Origin of the sequence: Sutterella sp., assembly GCF_030539355.1 — a bacterium.
Classification (GTDB): domain Bacteria; phylum Pseudomonadota; class Gammaproteobacteria; order Burkholderiales; family Burkholderiaceae_F; genus Sutterella.
Genome location: NZ_JAUNSF010000017.1, coordinates 14,277 through 37,954, shown reverse-complemented (window position 1 = coordinate 37,954; position 23,678 = coordinate 14,277). Strand labels below are relative to the sequence as shown.

Annotated in this window: 16 protein-coding genes; 11 read left to right on the top strand and 5 right to left on the bottom strand. The window is 63.1% G+C overall.

All coding sequences use genetic code 11. From position 1 onward, the window contains the following. Positions 1-518: 518 nt before the first annotated feature. Complete coding sequence (locus tag Q4F91_RS04845; protein ID WP_303335097.1) at positions 519-1,601, bottom strand: D-alanyl-D-alanine carboxypeptidase family protein; 1,083 nt, start codon at positions 1,599-1,601, stop codon at positions 519-521. 295 nt (positions 1,602-1,896) lie between these two features. Then, positions 1,897-6,567 carry an ATP-dependent RNA helicase HrpA gene (gene hrpA / locus Q4F91_RS04840; protein ID WP_303335095.1) on the bottom strand — a complete coding sequence of 1,557 codons (4,671 nt, stop codon included), beginning with the start codon at positions 6,565-6,567 and terminating at the stop codon, positions 1,897-1,899. A gap of 273 nt (positions 6,568-6,840) precedes the next feature. Between hrpA and Q4F91_RS04835 the strand changes: the two genes are divergently transcribed. Next, complete coding sequence (locus Q4F91_RS04835) at positions 6,841-7,122, top strand: oxidative damage protection protein (RefSeq protein ID WP_303335093.1); 282 nt, start codon at positions 6,841-6,843, stop codon at positions 7,120-7,122. Between the two features lie 136 nt (positions 7,123-7,258). Here the strand turns inward: Q4F91_RS04835 and rpiA are convergent, their stop codons facing one another. Next, positions 7,259-7,924 carry a ribose-5-phosphate isomerase RpiA gene (gene rpiA / locus Q4F91_RS04830; RefSeq protein WP_303335091.1) on the bottom strand — a complete coding sequence of 222 codons (666 nt, stop codon included), beginning with the start codon at positions 7,922-7,924 and terminating at the stop codon, positions 7,259-7,261. Positions 7,925-8,253: 329 nt separating this feature from the next. On the opposite strand from rpiA, the gene Q4F91_RS04825 reads away from it, so the two are divergent. The 4 genes from Q4F91_RS04825 to Q4F91_RS04810 all read left to right on the top strand — a co-directional run bounded on the left by Q4F91_RS04825 (position 8,254) and on the right by Q4F91_RS04810 (position 14,994). Further along, complete coding sequence (locus tag Q4F91_RS04825) at positions 8,254-10,665, top strand: ATP-binding protein (protein WP_303335089.1); 2,412 nt, start codon at positions 8,254-8,256, stop codon at positions 10,663-10,665. Positions 10,666-10,780: 115 nt separating this feature from the next. After that, positions 10,781-11,644, top strand: a complete 864-nt coding sequence (locus Q4F91_RS04820) for a response regulator transcription factor (protein WP_303335087.1) — start codon at positions 10,781-10,783, stop codon at positions 11,642-11,644. A 273-nt stretch (positions 11,645-11,917) separates the two neighbouring features. Then, positions 11,918-12,787 carry a bifunctional methylenetetrahydrofolate dehydrogenase/methenyltetrahydrofolate cyclohydrolase FolD gene (gene folD, locus Q4F91_RS04815; protein ID WP_303335085.1) on the top strand — a complete coding sequence of 290 codons (870 nt, stop codon included), beginning with the start codon at positions 11,918-11,920 and terminating at the stop codon, positions 12,785-12,787. 140 nt (positions 12,788-12,927) lie between these two features. Next, on the top strand, positions 12,928-14,994 hold the full coding sequence (locus Q4F91_RS04810; protein ID WP_303335083.1) for a M3 family metallopeptidase: 2,067 nt from the start codon (positions 12,928-12,930) through the stop codon (positions 14,992-14,994). Between the two features lie 129 nt (positions 14,995-15,123). Here Q4F91_RS04810 and Q4F91_RS04805 read toward each other — a convergent pair whose 3' ends face one another. Next, complete coding sequence (locus Q4F91_RS04805; RefSeq protein WP_303335080.1) at positions 15,124-16,128, bottom strand: ornithine carbamoyltransferase; 1,005 nt, start codon at positions 16,126-16,128, stop codon at positions 15,124-15,126. A 263-nt stretch (positions 16,129-16,391) separates the two neighbouring features. Next, positions 16,392-16,604 (bottom strand): hypothetical protein, encoded by a 213-nt coding sequence (locus Q4F91_RS04800; RefSeq protein WP_303335078.1) that lies wholly within the window; start codon positions 16,602-16,604, stop codon positions 16,392-16,394. Positions 16,605-16,809: 205 nt separating this feature from the next. On the opposite strand from Q4F91_RS04800, the gene xth reads away from it, so the two are divergent. The 6 genes from xth (at position 16,810) to Q4F91_RS04770 (ending at position 23,675) form a co-directional block, all read left to right on the top strand. Then, positions 16,810-17,616 carry an exodeoxyribonuclease III gene (gene xth, locus Q4F91_RS04795; protein WP_303335076.1) on the top strand — a complete coding sequence of 269 codons (807 nt, stop codon included), beginning with the start codon at positions 16,810-16,812 and terminating at the stop codon, positions 17,614-17,616. Next, on the top strand, positions 17,616-18,368 hold the full coding sequence (locus Q4F91_RS04790) for a transporter substrate-binding domain-containing protein (RefSeq protein WP_303335074.1): 753 nt from the start codon (positions 17,616-17,618) through the stop codon (positions 18,366-18,368). Before xth ends, Q4F91_RS04790 begins: the two co-directional genes overlap by 1 nt. A gap of 296 nt (positions 18,369-18,664) precedes the next feature. Next, positions 18,665-19,666 (top strand): tripartite tricarboxylate transporter substrate binding protein, encoded by a 1,002-nt coding sequence (locus Q4F91_RS04785; RefSeq protein ID WP_303335072.1) that lies wholly within the window; start codon positions 18,665-18,667, stop codon positions 19,664-19,666. Between the two features lie 238 nt (positions 19,667-19,904). After that, positions 19,905-20,366, top strand: a complete 462-nt coding sequence (locus Q4F91_RS04780; RefSeq protein ID WP_303335070.1) for a tripartite tricarboxylate transporter TctB family protein — start codon at positions 19,905-19,907, stop codon at positions 20,364-20,366. Between the two features lie 13 nt (positions 20,367-20,379). After that, positions 20,380-21,888: a tripartite tricarboxylate transporter permease gene (locus Q4F91_RS04775; RefSeq protein WP_303335068.1), complete on the top strand. Its 1,509-nt coding sequence runs from the start codon at positions 20,380-20,382 to the stop codon at positions 21,886-21,888. Between the two features lie 167 nt (positions 21,889-22,055). Next, on the top strand, positions 22,056-23,675 hold the full coding sequence (locus Q4F91_RS04770) for a Na/Pi cotransporter family protein (RefSeq protein ID WP_303335066.1): 1,620 nt from the start codon (positions 22,056-22,058) through the stop codon (positions 23,673-23,675). The last annotated feature ends 3 nt before the right edge of the window (positions 23,676-23,678 follow it).

The window sequence follows — 23,678 nt, the reverse complement described above, 5'->3', positions numbered from 1 at the left end:
GATTTTACCATACCCTGTCGAAGTTAGCTAGTTTATTTCCTTACAGTTCCTAAGTTAGATTCGGGCCGCCTGATCGGCCTTCCGCCCAATGCCGGCGCGGAGCAGGCCTTCCTTCAAGTGGGATCTGACGCGTTCTTCTGCAAGTGCCGTTAAGTTAGATCAAGGTCACCTGAGAGGCCTTCCGCCCAGCACTGGCGCGGACAGGTCTCTCTTCAACTTGGATCCGACCCGCTCTTCTGCAAGTGGCGTTAAGTTAGATCACGGCCGTCTGACCTGCCTTCCATCCAGTGCTGGCGCGGGCCGGGCCTTCCTTCAACTTGGATCTGACCCACTCTTCTGCAAATGCCGTTAAGTTAGATTCAGATCCCTAGACCCGTCTGCCATCCATAGAGAACGAGGGTCTCATAACCGTCACCCCCGACACGTCCCCCCCTCTTCGGCAAACGCCGTCAAGAAACCCGCTGCGAAGCAATGCCTCGAGCGGGTTCTCAGATCTCACTCAAAGTGAAAGTTACGGATCAGAAGATCTCGTAGGGCGTGACGGAGGCGAACTCCTTGTTGAAGCGCTCCTCGGCGGCGACATAGGCACGCATCGTGCGCATGTCGTTCGCGCGGACGGCGCTCGTCGGACTGTCGAGCACCACCATCACGAGACGGCGGTCACCGATGTCGCTCTGCACGACCATGCAGCGGCCGGCGGCCGTGGTGAAGCCCGTCTTCTGGATGCCGATCCGCCAGGATGGATCGCCGATCAGGCGGTTCGTCGTCACGAGTTTCACACTGCGCTTGCCCGTGCTGATGCGGGCGATGGACTGAGTCGAGGCCTCGCGGATTTCCTGATGCTGGTAGACAGCGGCGACCAGGCGGGCGAGATCCTTCGCAGTGGCGTTGTTGCGGTTGTCGAGACCCGTCGGGTCAGCGAAGACGGAGTCGGTCATGCCGAGTTCCGCGGCACGTTCATTCATCTTTGCGATGAAAGCCTTCTTGCCGCCCGGATAAGTGCGGGCGAGCGCATGTGCGGCACGGTTGTCGCTCGACATGAGCGCGGCCTTGAGCAGCGCCTCGCGCGTCACGCGCATGCCGTTCCAGAGCTTGGAGCGGGCCGTCGAGCGAACGTGATCCTCGCGGGTGATGCGGATCTTCTCATTGAGCGGCAGGTCGCTCTCGGCGATGACAAGCGCCGTCATGAGCTTCGTGACCGAGGCGATCGGGAGCTGCACGTCGGCGTTCTTCGCGACGAGCTCCTCACCCGTGTCCTGATCGATTGCATACGCGACGGAGCTGCCGAGAAGCAGCGGATCCTCAGTGTTCCTCAGGCCCGCGAGCGTCGCCTGAGAAGGAGCCGTGCGGCGGACCTTCCTCTTCGCGACCTTCTTCACGGCTTTCTTCTGAGGCTTCTGCAGGGAAGTCTTCACCGCCTTCGCGGACTTGCTGCCCGCGCCGAGCTTCTTCACTGCGCCCTGCTTGGCCGGAGCCGCCGCGGTCTTGATGACCGCCGCCTTCGACTGAGCCGCATCAGCGGCGAGGGCATGCGTGGAACCCGCGGCGAGGCACGCCGCGGCAATCGAAAAAGCTAATTTCTGAAGTCTGAAGAAAGCCATCGCCGTAGTCTTGTTGTGTGTGAGTCTGTGACCGGACGGCTCTCCCTGCTGACATCGGGAATACGCCCGAGGGACGGCGCTGTTCGAGAAAATCGGGGAGAGAATGCACGGTCCAGGAACCCGTATCAGAGGTCATCCTCCGGGAAGCACTGCCATCGGACGACAAGATCCCTGTTCCGCGCGGATTTTTCCATTTTCTCCGAAACGCTTCTCACATACAAGACGAAACCCGGTACTGATACAAATTTGGTTGAATTTTGCAGGAGTATCAGGGTTTTCCCTTAGACGAACTCTCTCAGAGCCGGGCGATCGACTGCCAGATGCGCTCAAGGCGCTTGACACTCACCGGCATCGGGGTGCGCAGCTGCTGGGCAAAAAGCGAGACCCGGAGTTCCTCGAGCATCCAGCGGAATTCCTCAAGATGCGGATCCCGCTGTCCGCGGCGGGCGGCCACGGCACGGGTCCACGGCAGCGCGAGCCGGGCGATCTCGGCCGCGCGCGAAGCGTCGCGCGCCGGGTCGTCGGCATAGTGATCGAGCCGGTAGACGATCGCCTTCATGTACCTCGGATAGTGCATGAGCTGCGTCAGCGGCGCCGAGAGCAGAAAGTGCGGCGGAAAGAGCCCGAGGAGCTGGGCGTTGATCTCGTCGGCCAGCGACTTCTCGGCGCGCTTGAGCTTCAGGGGAATCACCGTCGCCGTGGTAGCGATCTCAGTCAGGAGCCTCGAGACCTCGCCCGCGACGAGCGAGAGCCTTCCGCGGACATCCTCCCTTCTCGTCTGGAAGGAAAGTTCGTCATTGGGAAGCGGATCCGTCATGGCAGTGGCCTCGAGCACGCAGTCGACGACATCCTGCTCGAGCGCCTCAAAGTTCTCGAAGCTGGCCGAGAGCCCCGGAACCACGGATGCCTGCATCTGGACGCGGCCGAGATCGCGGAGCGACCGCTCCACGAACTTCACCTGCTCTCGCAGCGTCAGGCGGAAGAGCTTTCTCAGGCCTTTGCGATGCGCCTTCGCGGCCTCGAGCGGATCGTCGAAGACTTCGATGGCGCAGGCCTCGCCCGCGTCCACGATCGCCGGGTGTCCGATCAGGGTCTTGCCCTTGCGCTCGATCTCCATGAGCTCGGGGAGTTCGCCGAACGTCCAGTTCGTGATCTCGCCGCCGAGATCCTTCGCGACGGCCGCATCCTGCTCGGCCACCTGACGGAAGGTGGCCTGCGCCTCGGCGCCGAGCTCGGCGCGGAGTTCCGCAAGGTTGCGGCCCATCGCGAGCTGACGGCCGTGCTCGTCGACGACCTTGAAGTTGAGGATGAGGTGCGGGGCGAGCTGCTCAAGCTTGAAGTCGCTCGGACGGCAGGGAACGCCGGTCTCCTCGCGCACGTCGTCGGCGAGCGCCTCGAGGAATCCCTTCCTCTGGGGGACACCCCCGCCCGAGCGGGTGAGGAACCCTGCGGCAAACTCGGGGAGCGGGACGCAGTTGCGACGGATCTTCTGCGGAAGGGTCTTGAGGAGCGCCTGCGCCTTCTCCTTCACCATGCCGGGGACGAGCCACTCGGCGCGGACGGGATCAAGCTGATTGAGCGCGAAGAGCGGCACGGTCATCGTGACGCCATCACGGGGGCTTCCCGGTTCGAACTGATAGGCAAGCGCCATCTCGACCCCGGCCATCTCGATCATCTTCGGGAACCATTCGGTCGTGACGCCGGCGGCGTCATGGCGCATCAGTTCGTCACGGGTGAGCTGCAGAGCCTTCGGCTTCTCGGCCTTCACCTGATCGAGCCACGACTCGAGCGTCTTGAGCGACAGAACATCCTGCGGGAGTTCTCGATCGTAGAAGGCGAAGATGAGCTCGTCATCAACGAGCACGTCCGGACGGCGTGTCTTGTGCTCGAGCTCCTCGATCTCGCGCACGAGCCTCTGGTTGTGCTGGTAGAAGGGCAGCTTCGCATCGAGCTCGCCCTCGACCAGCGCCTCGCGGATGAAGATCTCGCGGCAGAGCTTCGGGTCGTGCTTTGCAAAGGTGACGCGGCGCTGCTGGTAGAGCGTGAGACCGTAGAGCGTGCCCCGCTCCATCGCCACGACTTCGCCGCGGCGCTTCTCCCAGTGCGGCTCGCTCCAGGACTTGCGGATGAGGCTTCCCGCGGCCTGCTCGATCCACTCGGGCTCGATGTCCGCCACGCAGCGCGCGTAGAGCTTCGAGGTCTCGACGATCTGACCCGCGAGGACCCAGCGGCCGCCCTTCTTTGCGCGTACCGACCCCGGCCAGATCCAGAACTTGATGCCGCGTGCGCCCGCATAGGGCGGCGCGCGGAAGTCGCTCTCGACGGTCTTGGAGCCGATGTTGCCGAGGAGGCCGGAGAGGAGCGCGCGGTGCACTTCCTCGTAGGTGGCGGGCTCGGCGTTCATGCGCCAGCCGAGATCCTCGACAAGCGTGCGGAGCTGCCCCTCGACCTCGCGCCATTCGCGCAGACGCCGGGGCGAGAGGAAGCGGCGCTTCAGTTCCTGGTCAAGCTTGCGGTTGCTCTCCTTCGAGGCACGGGCCTTCGCAACCCAGTCCCAGAGCTTCACGTAGGAGAGGAAGTCGGAGCGTTCGTCGGAGAGCTTCTTGTGCGCCTCGTCCGCAGCCTGCTGCTGGTCAATCGGACGCTCCCTCGGATCCTGAACGGAAAGGCCGGAGGAAATGATGAGGAGTTCTCGGAGGGCATTCCGCTTCGAGCCCTCGAGCAGCATGCGGCCGAGTCTCGGATCCACGGGGAGGCGCGAGAGCGCCTCGCCCACGGCGGTGAGTTTCGGATCATCCCCCTCGCCCTCGATGCAGCCGAGTTCGGAGAGGATCGCGAAACCGTCGGCGAATGCCTTCGGGGGCGGGGCCTGCACGAAGGGGAACTCACGGATGTCGCCGAGGTGCAGAGCCATCGCGCGCAGGATCACTGCCGCAAGGTTCGAGCGCATGATCTCCGGATCCGTGAAGGCCGGACGGCGGTTGAAGTCGTTCTCGTCAAAGAGGCGGATGCAGATGCCCTCGGCGACGCGGCCGCAGCGGCCCGCGCGCTGGTTGGCCGAGGCCTGGCTCACGGGCTCGATGAGGAGCTGCTCGACCTTCGAGCGGTAGGAGTAGCGCTTCACACGTGCGAGGCCCGTGTCGACAACGTAGCGGATGCCCGGCACGGTGACCGAGGTCTCGGCCACGTTGGTCGCAAGAATGATCCGTCGCATGCCGCCCGACGGACGGAAGACGCGGTCCTGTTCGGAGGCGGAGAGACGGGCGTAGAGCGGCAGGATGTCGGCGCGGCCGACGCGGGTCTTTCTCAGCCAGTCGGCGGCCTCGCGGATCTCGCGCTCGCCCGGGAGGAAGATCAGGATGTCGCCCCGGCCCGCGGTCTCAAGCTCCGAGACCGCGTCGTCGATGGCGGAGAGGAGCCGGTCGTCGTCGCCCTCGTCGACATCTTCGAGCGGCCGGTAGCGGACCTCGACCGGATAGGTGCGGCCCGAGATCGTTAGCACCGGAGCGGGCTTGCCGTCGATGGCGAAATGCTCGGCGAAGCGCTCCGCATCGATCGTGGCCGACGTGACGATCACCTTGAGCTCGGGGCGCTTCGGGAGCAGGCGCTTCAGGTATCCGAGCAGGAAGTCGATGTTGATCGAACGCTCGTGCGCCTCGTCGATGATGATGGTGTCATAACTTTGGAGCATCGGATCGCCCTGCGTTTCGGCGAGCAGGATGCCGTCCGTCATCAGCTTGATCGACGCGCCCGGGGCGGTATGGTCGGTGAAGCGGACCTTGTAGCCCACGACCTCGCTCACCTCGGTCTTGAGTTCCTCGGCGATGCGGCGTGCAATGGAGCTCGCCGCGATGCGGCGGGGCTGCGTGTGGCCGATCATGCCGGTCTCACCGCGGCCCGCCATGAGGCAGATCTTGGGGAGCTGCGTCGTCTTGCCCGAGCCCGTCTCGCCGCAGACGATGACGACCTGATTCTCGCGGATGGCCTGAATGATCTCGTCGGCGCGCTCCGAGACGGGCAGCCCCGGCATGAGTTCAAAGGGAGGAATCGGCGTGCGGCGCTCGGCCCACGAAAGTCGCGGACCGCGCTCACGGCGGTCCTCACGCCCCTGACGGCCCTGCCGATCCCCACGCTGCTGCGACCGTCCGTCGGCGCGCCCCTGACGACGGTCATCACGGACCTGCGGGGCATTTTCCCGGCTCGACTCCGCATCACTGCCGGAGCGGGCCTGACGGGGTTTCCTGAGAGCCCGCTCAAATCGTGCGTCCTCGTCCTCATCGGCATCCGTCTTCACGGGTTCCGCACGGCGGCTGCCGAGTCCGCGCTTGGTGAGATCGGCGAGATCCGCCGCGGACGCGGGGCGCGAGCCCGCCGGGCGCTCTGCGCGCCTGCGGTCATTGCCGCCAGCCCGGCGGTTCTCGTTCTCCCTGCGACCCGCGGAAACATTCTTTTCATTGCCGGCGCGGGTCTTCTCCGCCTTCCGGGACTCCTGCGGTTTCTCGCTTCCGGCCTCGTGGAAGACGGCGCCGGACGCCTCGGCCGCGCTTGCGAGCACCGATCCGAAAGCTCCCTTCGGGGTGAGCACACGGCGGGCAGGCGTCTGAGCGACTCTGGTCTTCGTTCCCGCGGAAGACGTGACCGGCTGAGCCCCAGCTTTCTTCTGGGGAACGGCATTCCTGACGGGGGCCTGGGTCTGCTGAGCAGGACGTGACGACGGGCGTCTCTCGGCGGAACTGTGCGCACTCTGGGTGTTCACGGTCTTCGCCGGGGAACCAGCATGCTTCTCTGCGCTCTGCCTTGAGCCCAGGGAAGAAACGCCAGCCCGCTTCGCGCGCTTTTCCTCAAGACGCCGGCGCTCCTCCGCTTCACGCGCCAGCGCCTCCTTCTTTCGCGTTTCCTCAAGCGCCTGATCCACGTCCGCCCGGACCTTCTGGAAGGCCGCGAAAAGAGCACGATTGTCCGCCATGAAAATTCCTGAAATATCTGATCACTCAACAGCACAGAGCCTGAATGGCGCCGTCCGTCCGAGCGCATTCCTTACTCTCAAATTCCCGCGCATTATAGGAAGGCCGGGCGTACGGCCTCCGCGCGGGCGCCCGTAGCGGTTCTCCGTACTTGACCCGCAGACTCCGCGGGCCCCGGGCTCGTGTACACTCAGTGGCCTGAAACGAATTCCCCCTTTCCGCCTCGCCGGGGTGTCCGGACGGGACGGGATGACCGTCACTTTTGGAGTCTAAAAATGGCCCGCATGGTCAACTGCGTCAAACTCAAGAAGGAAGCCGAGGGCCTCGTCTACCCGCCGTTCCCCGGCGAACTCGGCAAGCGCATCTGGCTCAACGTCAGCAAGGAAGCCTGGGACGAATGGACGCGTCTGCAGACGATGATGGTGAACGAGTACCAGCTCAATCTCGCCGACCTCTCCGCCCGTCAGCATCTGATGACCCAGTGCGAGCGCTACTTCTTCGGCGACGGCCAGGCTGAGACCGTTCCGAACTACACGCCGCATCCGGAAGGAAACTGATCCGTCTGCTGCGCAGAGACAGAAGGAAGCCCGACATTTTGCGATGCCGGGCTTTTTCTTGGGCTGCCGGAGGCAGCCACCACTGAAACAGGGACCTGAATCGGAGACGAAGGCCCGGAACCTCAGAAAAGACTTCTCAGCGGGTGAAGGTCTTCACGCCGTCGGCCGTGCCGAGGAGAAGCACATCCGCGCCGCGCTCGGCGAAAAGACCGACGGTGACGACGCCGGGCCAGGCGTTGATCACCGCCTCGAGCCCCTTCGGATCATTGATCCTGAGACCGGCGGCATCGAGAATCCTGCAGCCGTTGTCGGTGACAAAGTCGCGCAGCTTCACCTGGGCGCCAAGCGCCTCAAGCCTGCGGCGGACAACGCCCGCGGCCATCGGGATCACTTCCACGGGGAGCGGGAAGCGGCCGAGCACATCGACCTTCTTCGAGGCATCCGCGATGCAGACGAACTTCTTCGCCGCGGAGGCGACGATCTTCTCGCGCGTGAGCGCGCCGCCGCCGCCCTTGATCATCGAGAAGCCCGGGTCGATCTCGTCGGCGCCGTCAATGTAGACACCGATCGAGTCGACGGCATTGAGGTCGAGCACCTTGAAGCCGAGGGCCTCAAGGCGCTTGGTCGAGCGCTCGGAGCTCGACACGCAGGCCGGGATGCGGTCACGGATCTCGGGCAGCTGGTCGATGAGCATGTCGACCGTCGAGCCGGTGCCGACGCCGAGCACCTCGCCCGGAGCAACGTAGTCGAGCGCGGCATGGGCGACGAGACGCTTGAGTTCATTCTGCGTGAGGGTAGGCATGGGCAGGCTCCTTTGATGGGAAGACGGACGAACCTGTCCGCGGACTGTAGTGAAGAAACGCTCCTCACCCGCCGCGGACGTGAAGTAATCGGTATCTGGTCGGAAAGCGCACTCCCGCCGCTGTCGGAGCTCAGGCACGCTTTTCCCGCAGGCGACATTTTAGAAGCCGCGCTCCCTGTCCGTTTCCCCGACCCTAGGGAATCCCTCGCAAAAGCCGCCGGGATTGGTGAAGTTTGGCCATCGGGGCGTTCGGCGACAGCTTTGCCCCGGGAAGAGGCCTCTAGAATGTACATGCACTTGACTTCACCGGCGCCAGATTTCCTACCGCGATGTCCTCCGACCTGCCCGATCCGCTGATTGCGGACGCATTCCGCAACCTCAACTCCGAAGACAACCTGCCCGTGCTCACGCAGCACGCGCTGTGGGCGTCCTGGGCCGCGCTCTTTCTCGTGGCGGCGTTCCTGCTCGGCCTCTCCTGGCTCGTGATTGACGCGGATCGTGAAGCCGAGGAAATCCGCCTCAAGCAGTCCACGGATCTCGTCGCCCAGTCGCTTGAGGCCCGCGTCACCGGCACGGCCGAGATCCTGCAGAAGCTCTCGATGCGTCTGATGCATTCCTCGGACGGAGGCTTCTCCGCCGCCTCGGCCGAGCTCTCCGCCTCGACCCTGATGACGGACCGCCGGGAAGTGATCGAGATCGCGCTCATCTCGAAGGAAGGCGATGTGCAGCACGCCTGGCGCTCCACGACAGCGCAGGTGGCGAACATCTTCAGTCCGGGCGCCAACATCCAGGACGCCCCCACGTTGCGCGCAATCGGACTCGTGCTCGCGAGTGATCGCTCGACGAGCACGCCCTTCTATTCCAGTCCGAATTCCGACCACGTCTTCCTCAACCTCGTCGTCCCCGCACCGACCCGGGCGCACGTGCTCGTCGCGCGTCTGGATCTCACGGGGCTCCTGAAGGGATCCGAGCAGCGCATCACGAACGCGCACTACACCTTCACGCTCATGCTGAACGACCGTCCCGTAGCGGGACGGCAGGCACCGGCAAAGAGGGACATTGCGACCTCATCGCTCGCCGCGCCGATTCTCTATCAGGCGCCGCTCCTGTTCCTTGAGCAGGTGCCCGGCGAGCGCATGACGCTCTCTGCAAGGAGCTACGAGCACGCTCTCTTCACCACGAACCGCATGCAGTATTTCACCGTGGCGGGCCTCGCGGTGATGCTGCTCCTGGCGGTGTGCATCGTCTTCTACTATCAGCGGCAGCAGCATCACTCGCACCGGCTGCTGCAGACCGAATATTCGCTGCGCCGTGCTATGTCCGAGTCCGCGGTGGTGGGGCTCCGTGTGGCGGATCTCTCGGGCCGCATCCTCTACGTGAACGAAACCTTCCCGCGGATCGTGGGCTACCCCGCCGATGAGCTCCTCGGCATTGAGCCGCCCTATCCCTACTGGGCCGAGAAGGTGAAGCCAAGCCTCACCGCAGCGCTCAGAAGATCCGAGACCCTGCCCGAGTCGCTGCGCTTCCAGGCAAGGCGCAAGAACGGCGAGGCGTTCTGGGCGGAACTCCGTCTCTCTCCGCTTCTCAATGAAGCAGGACGTCCCTTCGGCACGATCGGCGCGCTCTTTGACGTCACACCGCTCGTGACCGCAAAGACCCGCGTCGAGGCAGCGAACGAACGCTTCACCCGAGTCGTGGAGTCGATGGCGAGCGCGCTCGCCGTCCTTTCCGAACCCGGCCGTGAACGGCTTTACTTCGCGAACCGCGCTTACCGCACGCTCTTCAGCGACCGTCCGGAGGGAGCCGCGACACTTTTGAAGAAGCTTGAGGAAACGCCCGCCTCGGTGCAGAGCGAAGGCATCTTCGACGAGGAGTCGGGCCGCTGGTTCGATGTCCGCTCCCAGCCGATCGTCTGGACCCGCTCCGAGTCCGCGATCATGATGATCGCGATCGACATCACCGCCCGCCGCGAACTTGAGCTCGCGCGCGAGGCGCAGGTGCGCCGCGCCGAATCCACGCAGCGCCTCGTCACCATGGGCGAGATGGCGAGTTCGCTCGCCCACGAGCTCAATCAGCCGCTCGCGGCGATCGCCAACTACGCCAATGCCGCGGCCACGATGCTCGCCTCCGGAACCCTCTCCAAGGAGCGTGAGGCACAGAGCTTCCAGAAGATCGAGAACCAGGCGCAGCGCGCCGGCCGCATCATTCAGCGCATCCGCGGCTTCGCCCGCAAGACCGACGCGAAGCTCGAGCCCGTGGCCGTGCAGACGGTGATTCAGGAGACGCTTGAGCTCGCGAACATCCAGGCGAGAAAGTTCGACAGCACCATCACGCTTTCCGTCGCCGAGGGCCTGCCCATCATGCAGGGCGACTCGGTGATGCTCGAGCAGCTGCTCCTCAATCTTCTGAAGAACGCGATGGAGGCCTGCGCCTCCGCGGGGACCACGAACCGCTCGATCGAGCTTGACGTGAAGCTTGACACGCCAGACACGTCGCGCATCCGCTTCAGCGTCATCGACCACGGCCCCGGCATTCCCGAGGAGGCCCGCCCGAAGCTCTTCGATGCCTTCTACTCCACGAAGAACGAAGGCATGGGCATGGGACTCAACATCTGCCGCTCGATCGCCGAGCTTCACGGCGGCGAGCTCATCATGCGCACGACGCCCGGCGGGGGCTCCACTTTCTCCTTCACCGTTCCGGTTCTCACCGGGGATGATGTGACCCCGTCCGCTCCCGTTTAAGCGCGCTCCCTCAACACTCAAAGGTCCTTTCTGACAGTCCCTCTGCCGTCATCTGCGGGTTTTCCGCTAATGGTTGTTGCTAGAATTAAATTTGCAGAAAGGAGAACCCCCCAGAATGCTTTCCAGCTACGACTACACAAACGAACTGCCTGGCGACAACCGCAACGGCCTGGTCTACGTCATCGACGATGACGCGGATGTGCGCGAGTCGATCAAGTGGCTCCTCGAATCCACACACTACCGCGTCGAGGACTATGAGAGCGGCGAGACCTTCATCGCCCAGTTCAACGAGAACGTCCCTTCCGTCATCCTCTGCGATCTGAGGATGCCCGGCATGTCGGGCGCCGATGTGCAGGATCACCTCCTGCGCCGCCGCATTGACGCCCCCTTCATCTTCATCACCGGCCACGGTGACGTTCCGCAGGCCGTCCAGGCCTTCAAGCGCGGCGCGATGGACTTCATCCAGAAGCCCTTCCAGCAACCCCAGCTTCAGAAGCTCGTCGAGCGCGCCATGCGCACCGCGAAGGAGCTCTTCTCCCGCCGTCAGATGCTCGTGCAGAACCGTGCGCTGATTGAAAAGCTCACGCCCCGCGAGCAGCAGGTGCTTGAGCGCATTGTCAACGGCCGCTTGAACAAGCAGATCGCCGACGACCTCGGCATCTCTATCAAGACGGTCGAGGCGCACCGTGCCTCGATCATGGACAAGACCGGCTCCGGCACCGTCGCGGATCTCATGCGCGTTGTCGTGAAGTCCGAGCTCTATCCGAAGATCAGCGCCACGCTCGCCGAAGCCGTGGCCGCCCTTCCGAGCCGCCTTGCCGAGACCGGCATCCCGCACACCGAGGAAAGCGCCGAGCACGAGCGCCGTCTTGAGAACGAGTTCCGCGAGAGCGAGGCCGAGCGCGACCGCGCCGACGCCGATGTCTCCGGCGATTCGTTCGCCGAGGGCGAACCCTCGGACGGCGGCAAGTACATCTGACAACGCCGCACCCAATCTCCTTTCACTCTACACGCCCTGCAGCTTCCTGCCGGGCGTGTTCTTTTTCGGGCAGTCCTCTCTCTTCAGAGGTAGTGAGGGCGCAAATCACCTCGGCAGGATTGCGGAGGAATGCTTCGGAGACACAGTCCATAATGAGTGAATCGCTTTGCCTCCGAAGGCGCGGTCTCGGAAAGTGACCGATGAGTGCATTCACACACCGGTTACTGGTCCGCGAATTGCTTCGGAGGTTTTCAACTGACGGAGAAATTCAAATTGACAGCACGACTGATTGACGGCAAGGCGCTTGCGCGCGACATTGAATCCCGCGCCAAGGAGCGCAGCGACAGGCTCTCTGAGCTTCCCAACGGACGCCGGCCCGGTCTTGCCGTCATCCTCGTGGGCGAGGATTCCGCGAGCTGCGTCTATGTCCGCAACAAGACCCGCGCCTGCGAGCGTTCCGGCGTCACCTCTCACGAGTTCCGTCTCCCAGCGGAGACTACCGAGGCCGAACTGATTGCCCTCGTCAAGAAGCTGAACGCCGACCCGACGATCGACGGCATCCTCGTGCAGCTGCCCCTTCCGAAACAGATCAATCCCGAGACGGTGATTTTCACCATTGACCCGAGCAAGGACGTGGACGGCTTCCACATGCTTTCCGCCGGCGCTCTGCTCACGGGCTACCCCGCAGGCTTCCGCCCCTGCACCCCCGCGGGCGTGATGAAGATGATCGAGGCCGCCGGCTGCAACCCCGAGGGACTCGAGGCGGTCGTGGTCGGACGCTCCAACATCGTCGGCAAGCCCCAGTCGATCATGCTGCTTGAGAAGAACGCCACCGTGACGATCGCGCACAGCCGCTCGAAGAATCTCGCGGACATAACGCGCCGCGCTGACATTCTCGTCGCCGCCGCGGGCCGCGCGAAGATGATCACCGGCGACATGGTGAAGCCCGGAGCCGTCGTGATCGACGTCGGCATGAACCGCGATGAGAACGGCAAGCTCTGCGGCGACGTGGACCAGGCCTCGGTCGAGCCCGTCGCCGGAGCGCTCTCGCCGGTCCCGGGCGGCGTCGGTCCGATGACGATCGCCATGCTGATCGACAACACGCTCCTCTCGGCAGAGCGTCGCCTCGGCTCAGCGCGTTAAACTCTCCCGCACACCAATCCAGTCCCTTCACCCTGCCGTGACTGAGTCCGTCAGGGAAAGGGAAGAGAGGGGCGTCCGCGTTTCTGCTACGGACGCCCTTTTCAATGCCGCGAAGAATCAGATATTTTGAGGATTTCCGCATGACCACCCCGAACAACGCCAGTGACGCTGAAGCAGTGAACCCGCTCCTCACGATCACCGATTTGATTGACTACGCCGCCATCCGCCCGGAGCATGTCGTTCCGGCCGTCAAGGCTCTGTGCAGCGATGTGGAGAAGACCCTCGCCGCCGTGACCGCCCCCGGGACGCCCGCCGACTGGGAGCACGTGGTCGAGCCGCTTGAGGAGGCGACGATCGCCTTCTCCCGCGCCTGGGGTGCTGTTGGGCACCTGCAGGGCGTGATGAACACGCCGGCGCTACGCGAAGCCTTCAATGAGGCGCTTCCCCTTGCCACTGATCTCTATCTCTCGATCTCGCAGAACGAGGCGCTCTACGGCAAGTACCGTGCAATCGCCGAGAACTCGGACTTTGCGAATCTGCCGCCCGTGCGCCAGCGCATCGTGAAACGCGAGCTGCGCGACTTCGAACTCTCCGGCGCCGCCCTTCCGCCCGCCGAGCGCGAGCGCGTGAAGGAGATCGGCCAGGAGAGCTCGATCACCATGCAGAAGTTCGGCGAGAACGTACTTGATGCGACGAACGCCTTTGAACTCGTCCTCCCGGACGACAGCCGCCTGAAAGGGCTGCCCGAGGAGACGCTCGCGCTCTACCGAGAGAGCGCGAAGACCGCCGGGAAGGAGGGCTACCGCATCACGCTGCAGTTCCCGTCCTATCTGCCGGCCATGAAGTACTGCGAGGACCGTGAAATCCGCGAGACGCTCTACCGTGCCTTCGCCACCCGCGCGTCCGAGCTCTCGAACGACGGCAAGTTCGACAACACGGAACTCATCACGAAGCTTCTCAAGCTGCGCGCCGAGGAGGCGAAGCTCCTCGGCTACCGCAACTATGGCGAGCTCTCGCTCGTGACCAAGATGGCCGAGAGTCCCGAGGAGGTCCTCGTGTTTCTGCGCGACCTCGCCGCCCGCTCGAGGAAGCGCGCCCTCGCCGACGCCGCCGAGGTTGATCAGTACGCGCACGAGGTGCTCGGGATCGAGACCGTCGAGGCCTGGGACCGCCCGTTCGCCGCGGAGAAACTCCGCGAGGCCCGCTACAGCTATTCCGACGCCGAGGTGAAGCGCTACTTCACCCAGAACGCGGTCTTCGCCGGGCTCTTCAAGCTTGTCGAGACCCTCTTCGGCATTGAGATCACGGAGGCCACGGCGCCCGTCTGGCACCCCGACGTGAAGTACTTCGAAGTGCGCCGCGCGGGCGAGAAGATCGCCGCCTTCTACGCGGACCTCTATGCCCGCGAGGGCAAGCGCTCCGGCGCCTGGATGGACGGCGAGCGCACGCGCCGGCGTCTGCCTTCGGGCGAGCTCGTCACGCCGATCGCCTACCTCGTCACGAACTTTGCGGCTCCCGTCGAGGGTGCCGAGGCGACGATGACGCACGATGAGGTGACGACCCTCTTCCACGAGTTCGGGCACACCCTCCACCACATTCTCACCGCGCAGGAGGAACCGCAGGTCTCCGGCATCAACGGCGTTGAGTGGGATGCCGTGGAGCTGCCGAGCCAGTTCCTCGAGAATTTCGCCTGGGAGCGTGCGGTCGTGAAGTCGATCTCGAAGCACGCCGTCTCGGGCGAGCCCCTTCCCGACGAGCTCTTTGACAAGATGATCGCCGCGAAGAACTACGAGGCCGGTGCCTTCTGCGTCCGGCAGGTCGAGTTCGCGCTCTTCGACATGCTGATCCACACGGAATTTGATCCCGCGAAGGACGACATGCTCGGTCTCCTCAACGCCGTCAGGAAGGAAGTCGCCGTCGTCTTCCCGCCCGCCTGGAACCGCTTCCCGCAGAGCTTCGGCCACATCTTCGCGGGCGGCTACGCCGCCGGCTACTACAGCTACAAGTGGGCCGAGGTGCTCTCCGCCGACTGCTTCAGCGCCTTTGAGGAAACGGGCGTTCTCAACCCCGAGACGGGGCGCCGTTACCTCACGGAGATCCTCGAACGTGGCTCAAGCCGTGACGCGATTGAAAATTTCGTCGCGTTCCGAGGCAGGAAGCCCGAGCTCGATCCGCTGCTGCGCCTGACGGGCATCGTTGAGGCCTGATCCGGGCGCACAACAAAGCGAAAGGGGAATCCTTCTGAAAAGGCATTCCCCTTCGTACCGGGATAGCAATCAGTGCGCTTCCCTCTTGAGGCCGTCCCGGCAGGGACGGCCTTGCTGTTTTCCGAGATCTCAGGCGAGGGTCGCGACCATCAGCGCCTTGATGGTGTGCATGCGGTTGCCGGCCTGCTCAAAGACGATGGAGGCGGGCGACTCGAAGACCTCCTCGGTCACCTCGATGCCCTGGGCGAGTTCGGGGTGCGCGGCGATAACCTTGGCACCGACCTTCGTCTCGTCGTTGTGATAGGCCGGGAGGCAGTGCATGAAGCGGACCTGCGGGTTGCCCGAGGCGGCCATCAGGGCGGCGTTCACCTGATAGGGCTTCAGGAGCGCGATGCGCTCGGCCCAGACCTCGGCGGGCTCGCCCATCGAGACCCAGATGTCCGTGTGGATGAAGTCAGCGCCCTTGACGGCTTCGAGCGGATCCTCGGTGATCGTGATGCGGGCGCCGGACTCCTTCGCCATCTCCTGACAGAGCGCGACGAGCTCGTCGGACGGCCAGCAGGCCTTCGGAGCGCCGATGCGGACGTCCATGCCCATCTTGGCACCGATCATCAGGAGCGAGTTGCCCATGTTGAAGCGGGCGTCCCCCATGTAGGCGAACGAGATGTCCTTCCAGGTCTTGCCGCAGGACTCCTTCATCGTCATCAGGTCGCAGAGCATCTGCGTCGGATGCCACTCGTCCGTGAGGCCGTTGTAGACCGGCACGCCCGCGTAGGCGGCGAGCTCCTCCACGACCTTCTGCGAGAAGCCGCGGTACTCGATCGCGTCATACATTTTCCCAAGCACGCGGGCGCTGTCCTTGATGCTTTCCTTGTGTCCGATCTGGGAGGACGAGGGATCGAAGAACGTGCAGCCGGCGCCCTGGTCGTAGGCCGCGACCTCGAAGGCGCTGCGGGTGCGCGTGGAGGTCTTCTCGAAAACGAGCGCGATGTTCTTGCCGACGAGGCGGCGCGGCTCATTGCCCATGCGCTTGGCTTTCTTCAGATCGATCGCGAGGTCAACGAGGAAGTCGATCTCGGCGGGCGTGTGATGGACAAGACTGAGCAGGCTGCGGCCGCGAAGATTCATCGGCATGGGAAACACTCCAGAAATTTTGCTGCGCACACATCTTCGCCGGGAGCCTCTTGATGCGAGGCTCCCCGGAGGCGGCGCAGCCAAGTGAAATCAATCCGCTCATTCTAGGAGCGATTGAGAACGCGGCGGCTAGTCTCTTCTACCTATCCGCACTGATCGCCAAATAATCGCTAACGCTTTGTTTTTATTATGTTTCCAATGGTCGACCATTGGCGTGGAGTGACAGAATTTTTGACGTGCAATGACTGCACGGGATCTGTGGGTCAGCCGGCGACGGCGATCGCCTGGACGATCTTGCGCACCCAGCCCGGGCCACCGACGTCCATGATGAGCTGTCGCTGTTCGGTGGAGAGTCGGGCGACAACGGGCGCGTCACGGGGCAGGTACTTCGATACGTCGAGCGTCATCGCGGGAATGGCAGGCTTCGTGCCGGTCCGGGCCTCAGCCTTCGGAGTCTTCAGAGTTTCAGCGGCCATCTTCCAGTTCCTTACAAAGAACAAAAAACCTATGCTCATCATAGCCTTTTCCACCGGGAAGGAGTAGCGCGGATTACCATTACGCTCCTGAATCCCCGGAGTGTGGCAAACTTCCGAGTCGCGCCTCCTTCTCGGAGGTGCAGCCGATGCAGCAACTCCCCCGACTGCCGGATCATTCCCGCCCTTTCGTCCCTTCGGTTTTCCCATGACACGGCTTCGCTTCGCCTCCTGGAACGTCAACTCACTCAAGGTGCGTCTGCCACAGGTGCTCGACTGGCTTGAGCGCTCCGGCACGGACGCGCTCGTGATGCAGGAGACCAAGCTCACGGATGACGCCTTCCCTGTCGAGGCCTTCAGCGAAGCGGGGTTCGATGCCGCGTTCACGGGGCAGAAAACCTACAACGGTGTCGCGCTTGTCACGCGCCGGAAGAGCTTTTTGAAACCGGAATCCGTGGAACTGGCGCTCCCCGGCTGGGCCGATGACCAGAAGCGGTTCGTTTCGGCACTCCTTCATCCCGCCGCGGGCGGGGAATCCGTCCGGTTCTGCGGCGCGTATTTTCCCAACGGCCAGGTTCCCGGCGGTTCGAAGTACCTCTACAAGCTTGACTGGATCGCCGTGCTTGAGCGCCACCTGAGGGAACTTTTCTCTGAAAACTCCCGGCTCATTCTCGGCGGTGACTTCAACATCGCCCCGGCGGATGCCGATGTCTGGAACCCTGCCGAATGGACGGACAAGATCCTCTGCTCGGCCCCCGAGCGCGCGGCGCTGAAGCGCCTTCTGGGACTCGGGCTTTCCGACAGCTTCCGCCTCTTCGCGCAGCCTGCAGCCTCGTTTTCCTGGTGGGACTACCGCAGGAGCGGCTTTGAGAAGAATCACGGTCTTCGCATTGATCTGCTCCTTGTGTCCGACGCACTGCGCGGTCAGGTGCAGGAAGCCTCGATTGACACGCGTCCGCGCGGCAACGCACAGCCCTCGGACCACGCGCCCGTTCAGATTGTTCTGGAGGTGTGATGCGTAAACGCCCCTTTGCCATCCGCCCCATCCTCCGCTTCGGCGTCCCGGGCGACTATCTGCCCTTCGGCATCATTGACGAGGGCTCGCCCGCCGGCTTCGCCGGGCACGACATCGAACTCACCCAGGCGCTCTGCCGCGAGGCGAAGCTCACGCCGGTCTTCGTGCTCACGAGCTGGCCCAACGTGTTCAACGAGCTCGAAGCCGGCCGGTTTGACGTCGCCACGGGTGGCGTTTCCTGGCTCCCCGAGCGCGCCCGCCGCTTTGACGATCTGCCGCGCTACGCCCCCTTCGCCAAGGTGGCGCTCATCCGCAAGGCCGATGAGGAGCGATTCAAAACTCCCGCAGACCTGAACCAGCCTGATGTTCATGTGCTGAAGAACCCGGGCGGCACGAACGAGCGCTTTGTCGACACGCATCTCACCCGGGCCAGGGTGACGACAATCACGGACAACGCCTCCATCCCCGCGCGTATCGCGAGCGAACTCGGTGATGTGATGATCACCGACTCATTCGAGGCGCACTGGTATGCCGCGCGAGACGTTCGTCTGACCGTGGCCTTCAACGGCGGCCCGCTCACGCCTCAGGCGTGGAAGACGATGCTTGTGCGCCGCGGCGCGAGACTCCCGGAGATTCCTGGGAGCATCCATCCGAGATCCGAACCCCTCGCCCCGGTGCTCTTCGCGGCCTGGGGAAGACTGGAGCGCGCGGGCGTGATCCGCGAGCTCGGTAAAAAGTGGCTCGGAAGCTGAGACACTCTGCAGTGAAATTTCACTGCAGCCTTGCTCACAGACAGATCCTCCTCCGCCATCCCAAGAACTTGTGTTCTCCTTTTTCCTAGGGTGCCTGTCCTAGACGGACTGCGACGACTCAAAAGAGCCTTACCTCAGGCTCCCGCACCCTTACTGCACCATTGCCGGGCATGATTTAATAGAGACCCGCGCCGCCCGAATTTGCATGACCTGATTAAATGCTGGCGGAAAGCGCAGAATTTTCAAGCCTCTCCGATGTTCTGAGAGGCGTTTTTGCATTCAAAGGAGCAACTCTTATGCAGCGTCGCACCGTATTGGGTGCCATCGGAGCGGTGGCACTCTCGAGCGCCACTTACTTTCCGATGACAGCTTGCGCCGCGGCGCTCAAGGGCGACAGCGGGAATCCCATCCGCATCGTCGTTCCGTACCCGCCGGGAGGCCCGCTTGACGTCTCCGCCCGCGCCATCGCGGACGCTATCTCGCCGGCCTTCGGCACCGTCGTCGTAGAGAACCGTCCGGGCGCCGGCGGCAACGTCGGCATGAGCTTCGTGAAGCAGCAGAAGCCCGACGGCCACACGCTCGTCATGGGCGCGGTCGCGACGCACGCGATCAACCCGTCGCTCTACAAGAACATCCCCTACGATCCGAAGAAGGACTTCAAGCCCGTCTCGCTCGTCGCGACGGCCGCCAACGTCCTCGTCATCACGCCGCAGTTCTCCGAGAAGACCGGCATCAAGTCGGTCGCCGACCTCATCGCCTACGCGAAGGCCAACCCGGGCAAGCTCAACTACGCCTCGGGCGGCAACGGCTCGGCCGGTCACATGGCCGGTGAGCTTCTGAAGAACAAGGCCGGCATCGACATGGCGCACATCCCGTTCGCCGGCGCGTCGCCCGCCCTCCTCTCCGTGATCTCGGGCCAGACCGACCTCATCTTCGACAACCTCGCCTCCGCCTCGGCCAACATCAAGGCCGGGAAGCTCATGGCGCTCGCCGTGACGACAAAGACCCGCACGCCGCTCCTCGCCGACACCCCGACGATGGGCGAGGCCGGTGTTCCCGACTTTGACATCTACACCTGGTTCGGTCTGATGGTCCCGGGCAAGACGCCCGACGAAACCGTCGCTGAGCTCAATGCCGAAATCGTCAAGGCGCTCCGTGACCCGGCCATGGACAAGAAGTTCCGTGCGTTCGGCGCCCTTCCCGCCCCCAACACCCCTGCCGAGTTTGCGCAGATGATCGATGACGAGGCCGCCAAGTACAAGGTGCTCGTGAAGATCTCCGGCGCACGCGTCGACTGACCTACGGGCTCATTGCAATCCGACGGATCAGAGTCCCCGACTGGGGCTCTGACCGACGGATGAAAGTTCAGAAGCGGTCTATGCCCCTCACGCGGGCAGGCCGCTTTTTGCTTTTTCCGATCCCGGAGAGGCCTCGTAAACCAACCCATCGCCGGAACGCGCGATAATCGCGCTTTTCGCAGAATTTTCACCGCAGGATTTCCGCGTCAGACGGGAACCTGACCTTCACCCAGACATCATGATCAAGAACCAGAAGGACTTCGCCGCCGGGCTCTTCTACATCGCGATCGGTCTCTTCGGCGCCACGACGCTCGGGGAGAACGAACTCGGCTCGCTTGCGCGCATGGGCCCGGGGTACTTTCCCTTCATCATCTCAGTGGCACTGATGCTCACGGGACTCGTCATCGCCGTGAAGGCCATGATGACCAGTCCCGTCTCCGCCGCGGAAGGACACATCGAATGGGGAAAGCCCCTGGCGCCCCTCCTCATTCTGGGAAGCGCCGCCTTCTATGCGCTCACGCTCCTCACGCTCGGCTTCGTGCTCTCGATCGGCCTCATGGTGATCATCTCCTCCATGGCGCATCCGCTTTTCCGACTCCGCGACGCCCTGATTTCCGCGGTGATCCTGACAACGCTCTCCGCAGCGCTCTTCATCGGCGGCCTCGGCCTCATCGTGCCGCTCTGGCCCACCTTCCTCTGAAGCGAGTCGAACCATGGATCTCTTCAACAATCTCTGGATCGGCCTCGAGAGCGCCGTCAGTCTGACAAACCTTCTTTACTGCTTCGTCGGCGTCTCCCTCGGCACACTCGTTGGCGTCCTGCCCGGCATGGGACCGGTCGCGACCGTGGCGATGCTGCTCCCGATCACCTACGCCCTGGATCCGTCGGCCGCTCTCATCATGCTCGCCGGCATCTACTACGGCGCCCAGTACGGCGGCTCGACCACGGCCATCCTCGTGAACATTCCGGGCGAGGCCGCAGCGGTCGTGACCTGCCTCGACGGTCACAAACTTGCCAAGATGGGCCGTGCAGGCGCGGCGCTCGGCGTCGCCGCCATCGGCAGCTTCTGCGCCGGGTGCTTCGCCACGGTGCTCATTGCCGCCTTTGCGGAGCCGCTAACGAGCGTTGCCTTCGAGTTCGGCGCGCGCGAATACTTCAGCCTCATGGTGCTCGGCCTCGTCGGTGCCGTGGTGCTGGCCTCCGGGTCGCTCCTCAAGGCGATCGGCATGATCTTCATCGGCATCCTGCTCGGCTGCGTCGGCATGGACGTCAACTCGGGCGCCCTCCGCTATGTCTTCGGCGTCGACGAGCTGATGGACGGCTTCGACTTCGTCGCGCTCTCAATGGGGGTCTATGGCTTCGCCGAGATCATCAAGAACCTTGAGCAGAACGGTGCCCGTGAAGCCATGCCCGCCGCCGTCGGCCGTGTGCTCCCGACCAAGGAGGACATGAAGGTCTGCGCGGGCCCCATCGCGCGCGGCACGGTTGTAGGTTCCTTGCTGGGCATACTGCCGGGCGGCGGCGCGCTTCTCTCCTCCTTCGCTTCCTACACGATGGAGAAGAAGATCGCGGGCGAGAAGGCCGATCCTCCTTTCGGCTCGGGCAACATCCGCGGTGTGGCGGGTCCCGAGTCCGCCAACAATGCGGGCGCTCAGACAAGCTTCATCCCGATGCTCACGCTCGGAATCCCGTCGAACGCAGTCATGGCGCTCATGATCGGTGCGCTGATGCTTCACGACATCGCACCGGGTCCGCAGGTCATGAGCACGAACCCCTCGCTCTTCTGGGGGCTTATCGTCTCCATGTGGATCGGTAACGTGTTCCTCATCGTGCTCAACATCCCGCTGATCGGCCTCTGGGTGCGACTGCTTCGCGTGCCGTACCGGCTCCTCTACCCGGCGATCCTGGTCTTCTGCGCGATCGGCGTCTACTCGATCAGCAACAACCCGTTCGACATCTGGATCACAATCGGCTTCGGCATCTTCGGCTGGCTTGCGAACAAGTTCGGCTGTGAAGGTGCCCCACTCATCCTGGGCTTCATCCTCGGCCCGATGCTTGAGGAGAACATGCGCCGTGCGCTGCTCCTCTCCCGCGGTGACCTCTCGACATTCGTGACGGGTCCGATCTCGGGAACGTTGCTGGCGATCTCCGCGCTCCTTCTCATCATCGTGATTCTTCCGTCTGTCCGCTCCGGACGCGAGAAGGCGTTCGTCGAGGACTGACATCGCCTTCCGGTGTCTCCCGCTGTGGTAAACAGGGACTCGTAGTGCCTGATGCGCATTACGAGTCCTTCTGTTTTTCATGCGCCCTACCATAGTGCGTCAAAATCAGGGAAAATCATGTTTTCGGTAAGCATCTCTAACGAAGCCTCCGGGCCCCTCCCCCGATAATGGTCTCAGTGTTCATCAACCTTGCCGGCGCCGTGGCGCTCCTCGTCTGGGGAGCCTACATGGTGAAGACCGGAATTCTGCGCACATTCGGAGAATCGCTGCGAAGCTGGCTCGCCGCGAAGCTCAGCAACCGCGTGCTCGGATTCTTCGCCGGCTTCGGGCTTTCTGCGCTTCTTCAGAGTTCGACCGCCTCGGCGCTTCTGATCGCCGGACTCCAGTCGGGCGGCCTCGTAACCACCGCCATCGCTCTGGCTGCGGTTCTTGGTGCTGACGTGGGCAGCGCCTTCATGGTGCGCGTCCTCACGCTCGACCTATCGCAGGCGATCCCGGTATTGCTCGTGATCGGCACCGTGCTCTTTGTACGCAAGACTGCGGAACGTTCCGGCCAGTTCGGCAGAACGCTTCTCGGCATCGCCTTCATCCTTCTGGCGCTCCAGATGATCATGTCGGCCTCGGCTTCCATGAAGGAAGGCGAGGCAGTCCGGGATCTCTTCACATTGTTTGCTTCAAATCCGGCGCTTTCGGCCGGTCTCGGAATCCTGGCGGCACTATGCTTCTTCTCCAGTCTCGCCGTGGTTGCCTCCGCAGCGGCGTTCTGTGCGGCGGGGGTTTTACCGACCGGGGCCGCACTCTGGGTTGTACTGGGCGCCAACCTGGGCAGCGCACTGCTTGCAGTCATCACCACAACCGGCAGTTCCCGCATGGCAAGGAAAGCCCCGCTGGGAAACTGCCTCTTCCGTTCAGTCGGTTTCGTCCTTGGAGTATGTGCACTCCTTGCCATCCCGCCCCTGAGCCGTTTCTTCATTGACTTCGGCAACGGCTCGGACGCCGTGATTCTCTTTCACCTTCTCTACAACGCGATCGTCGGCGTAATCGGACTCTTCTTCGTCGGCCCGGCTGCACGATTCATAGATCGGAAGCTGCCGGCCAAGGAAAGAAAGGACGAGGGGGAAGTTCAGATTCTCACCGAAGAGAACCTTCTTTCAGCAAAGACTTCGCTCAAGCTTGCCCGCGAGGAAATCCTCAAGACAATAGAAATCTTTGAGCACCACTGGGAGACGCTTCGTACTCTGCTTTCCATGAATCCGCCGGCAGGCGAGATGATTCTGATCGAAAACCGCATGAAGCTTCTTGACCGACGGTGCAGGGCTGTACAGACTTATCTGGCAGCTGTCGTTCGGCTCGGTCTGTCGAATGAAGAGTCTTCGGAATGGAACAAGCTATCCGCAGTGAACGACGCTCTGGCCTTCTCAGCCAAGGTGACGCGATTCATGTTCAAGTCAATCCGAAAGCGTAAGTGGCGTGACAGCCGCTTTTTCTCACCCTCAGGAGAGAAAGAATTAGAACGCGCCCATGATGAAGTTCATGAAATTATAGAAAAACTTGATACTTTATTGAAAGACAATACATCCAATCAAAACAAAGAAACCATAAAAAATCAGCTTATTAATGATGATGAAACTAGGGGCCGCGAAGCCTTTGACTTAGTCGTTAGGCATATGAATAGAGTAAGTTCAGGACAGTCCGGAGCTATTGAGACAAGTGCACTTCACGTCGAACTACTCAATCTTTATCGACGCGTAGATGTCATTTTCGTTAATGCGATACGTATTTTATAAAAA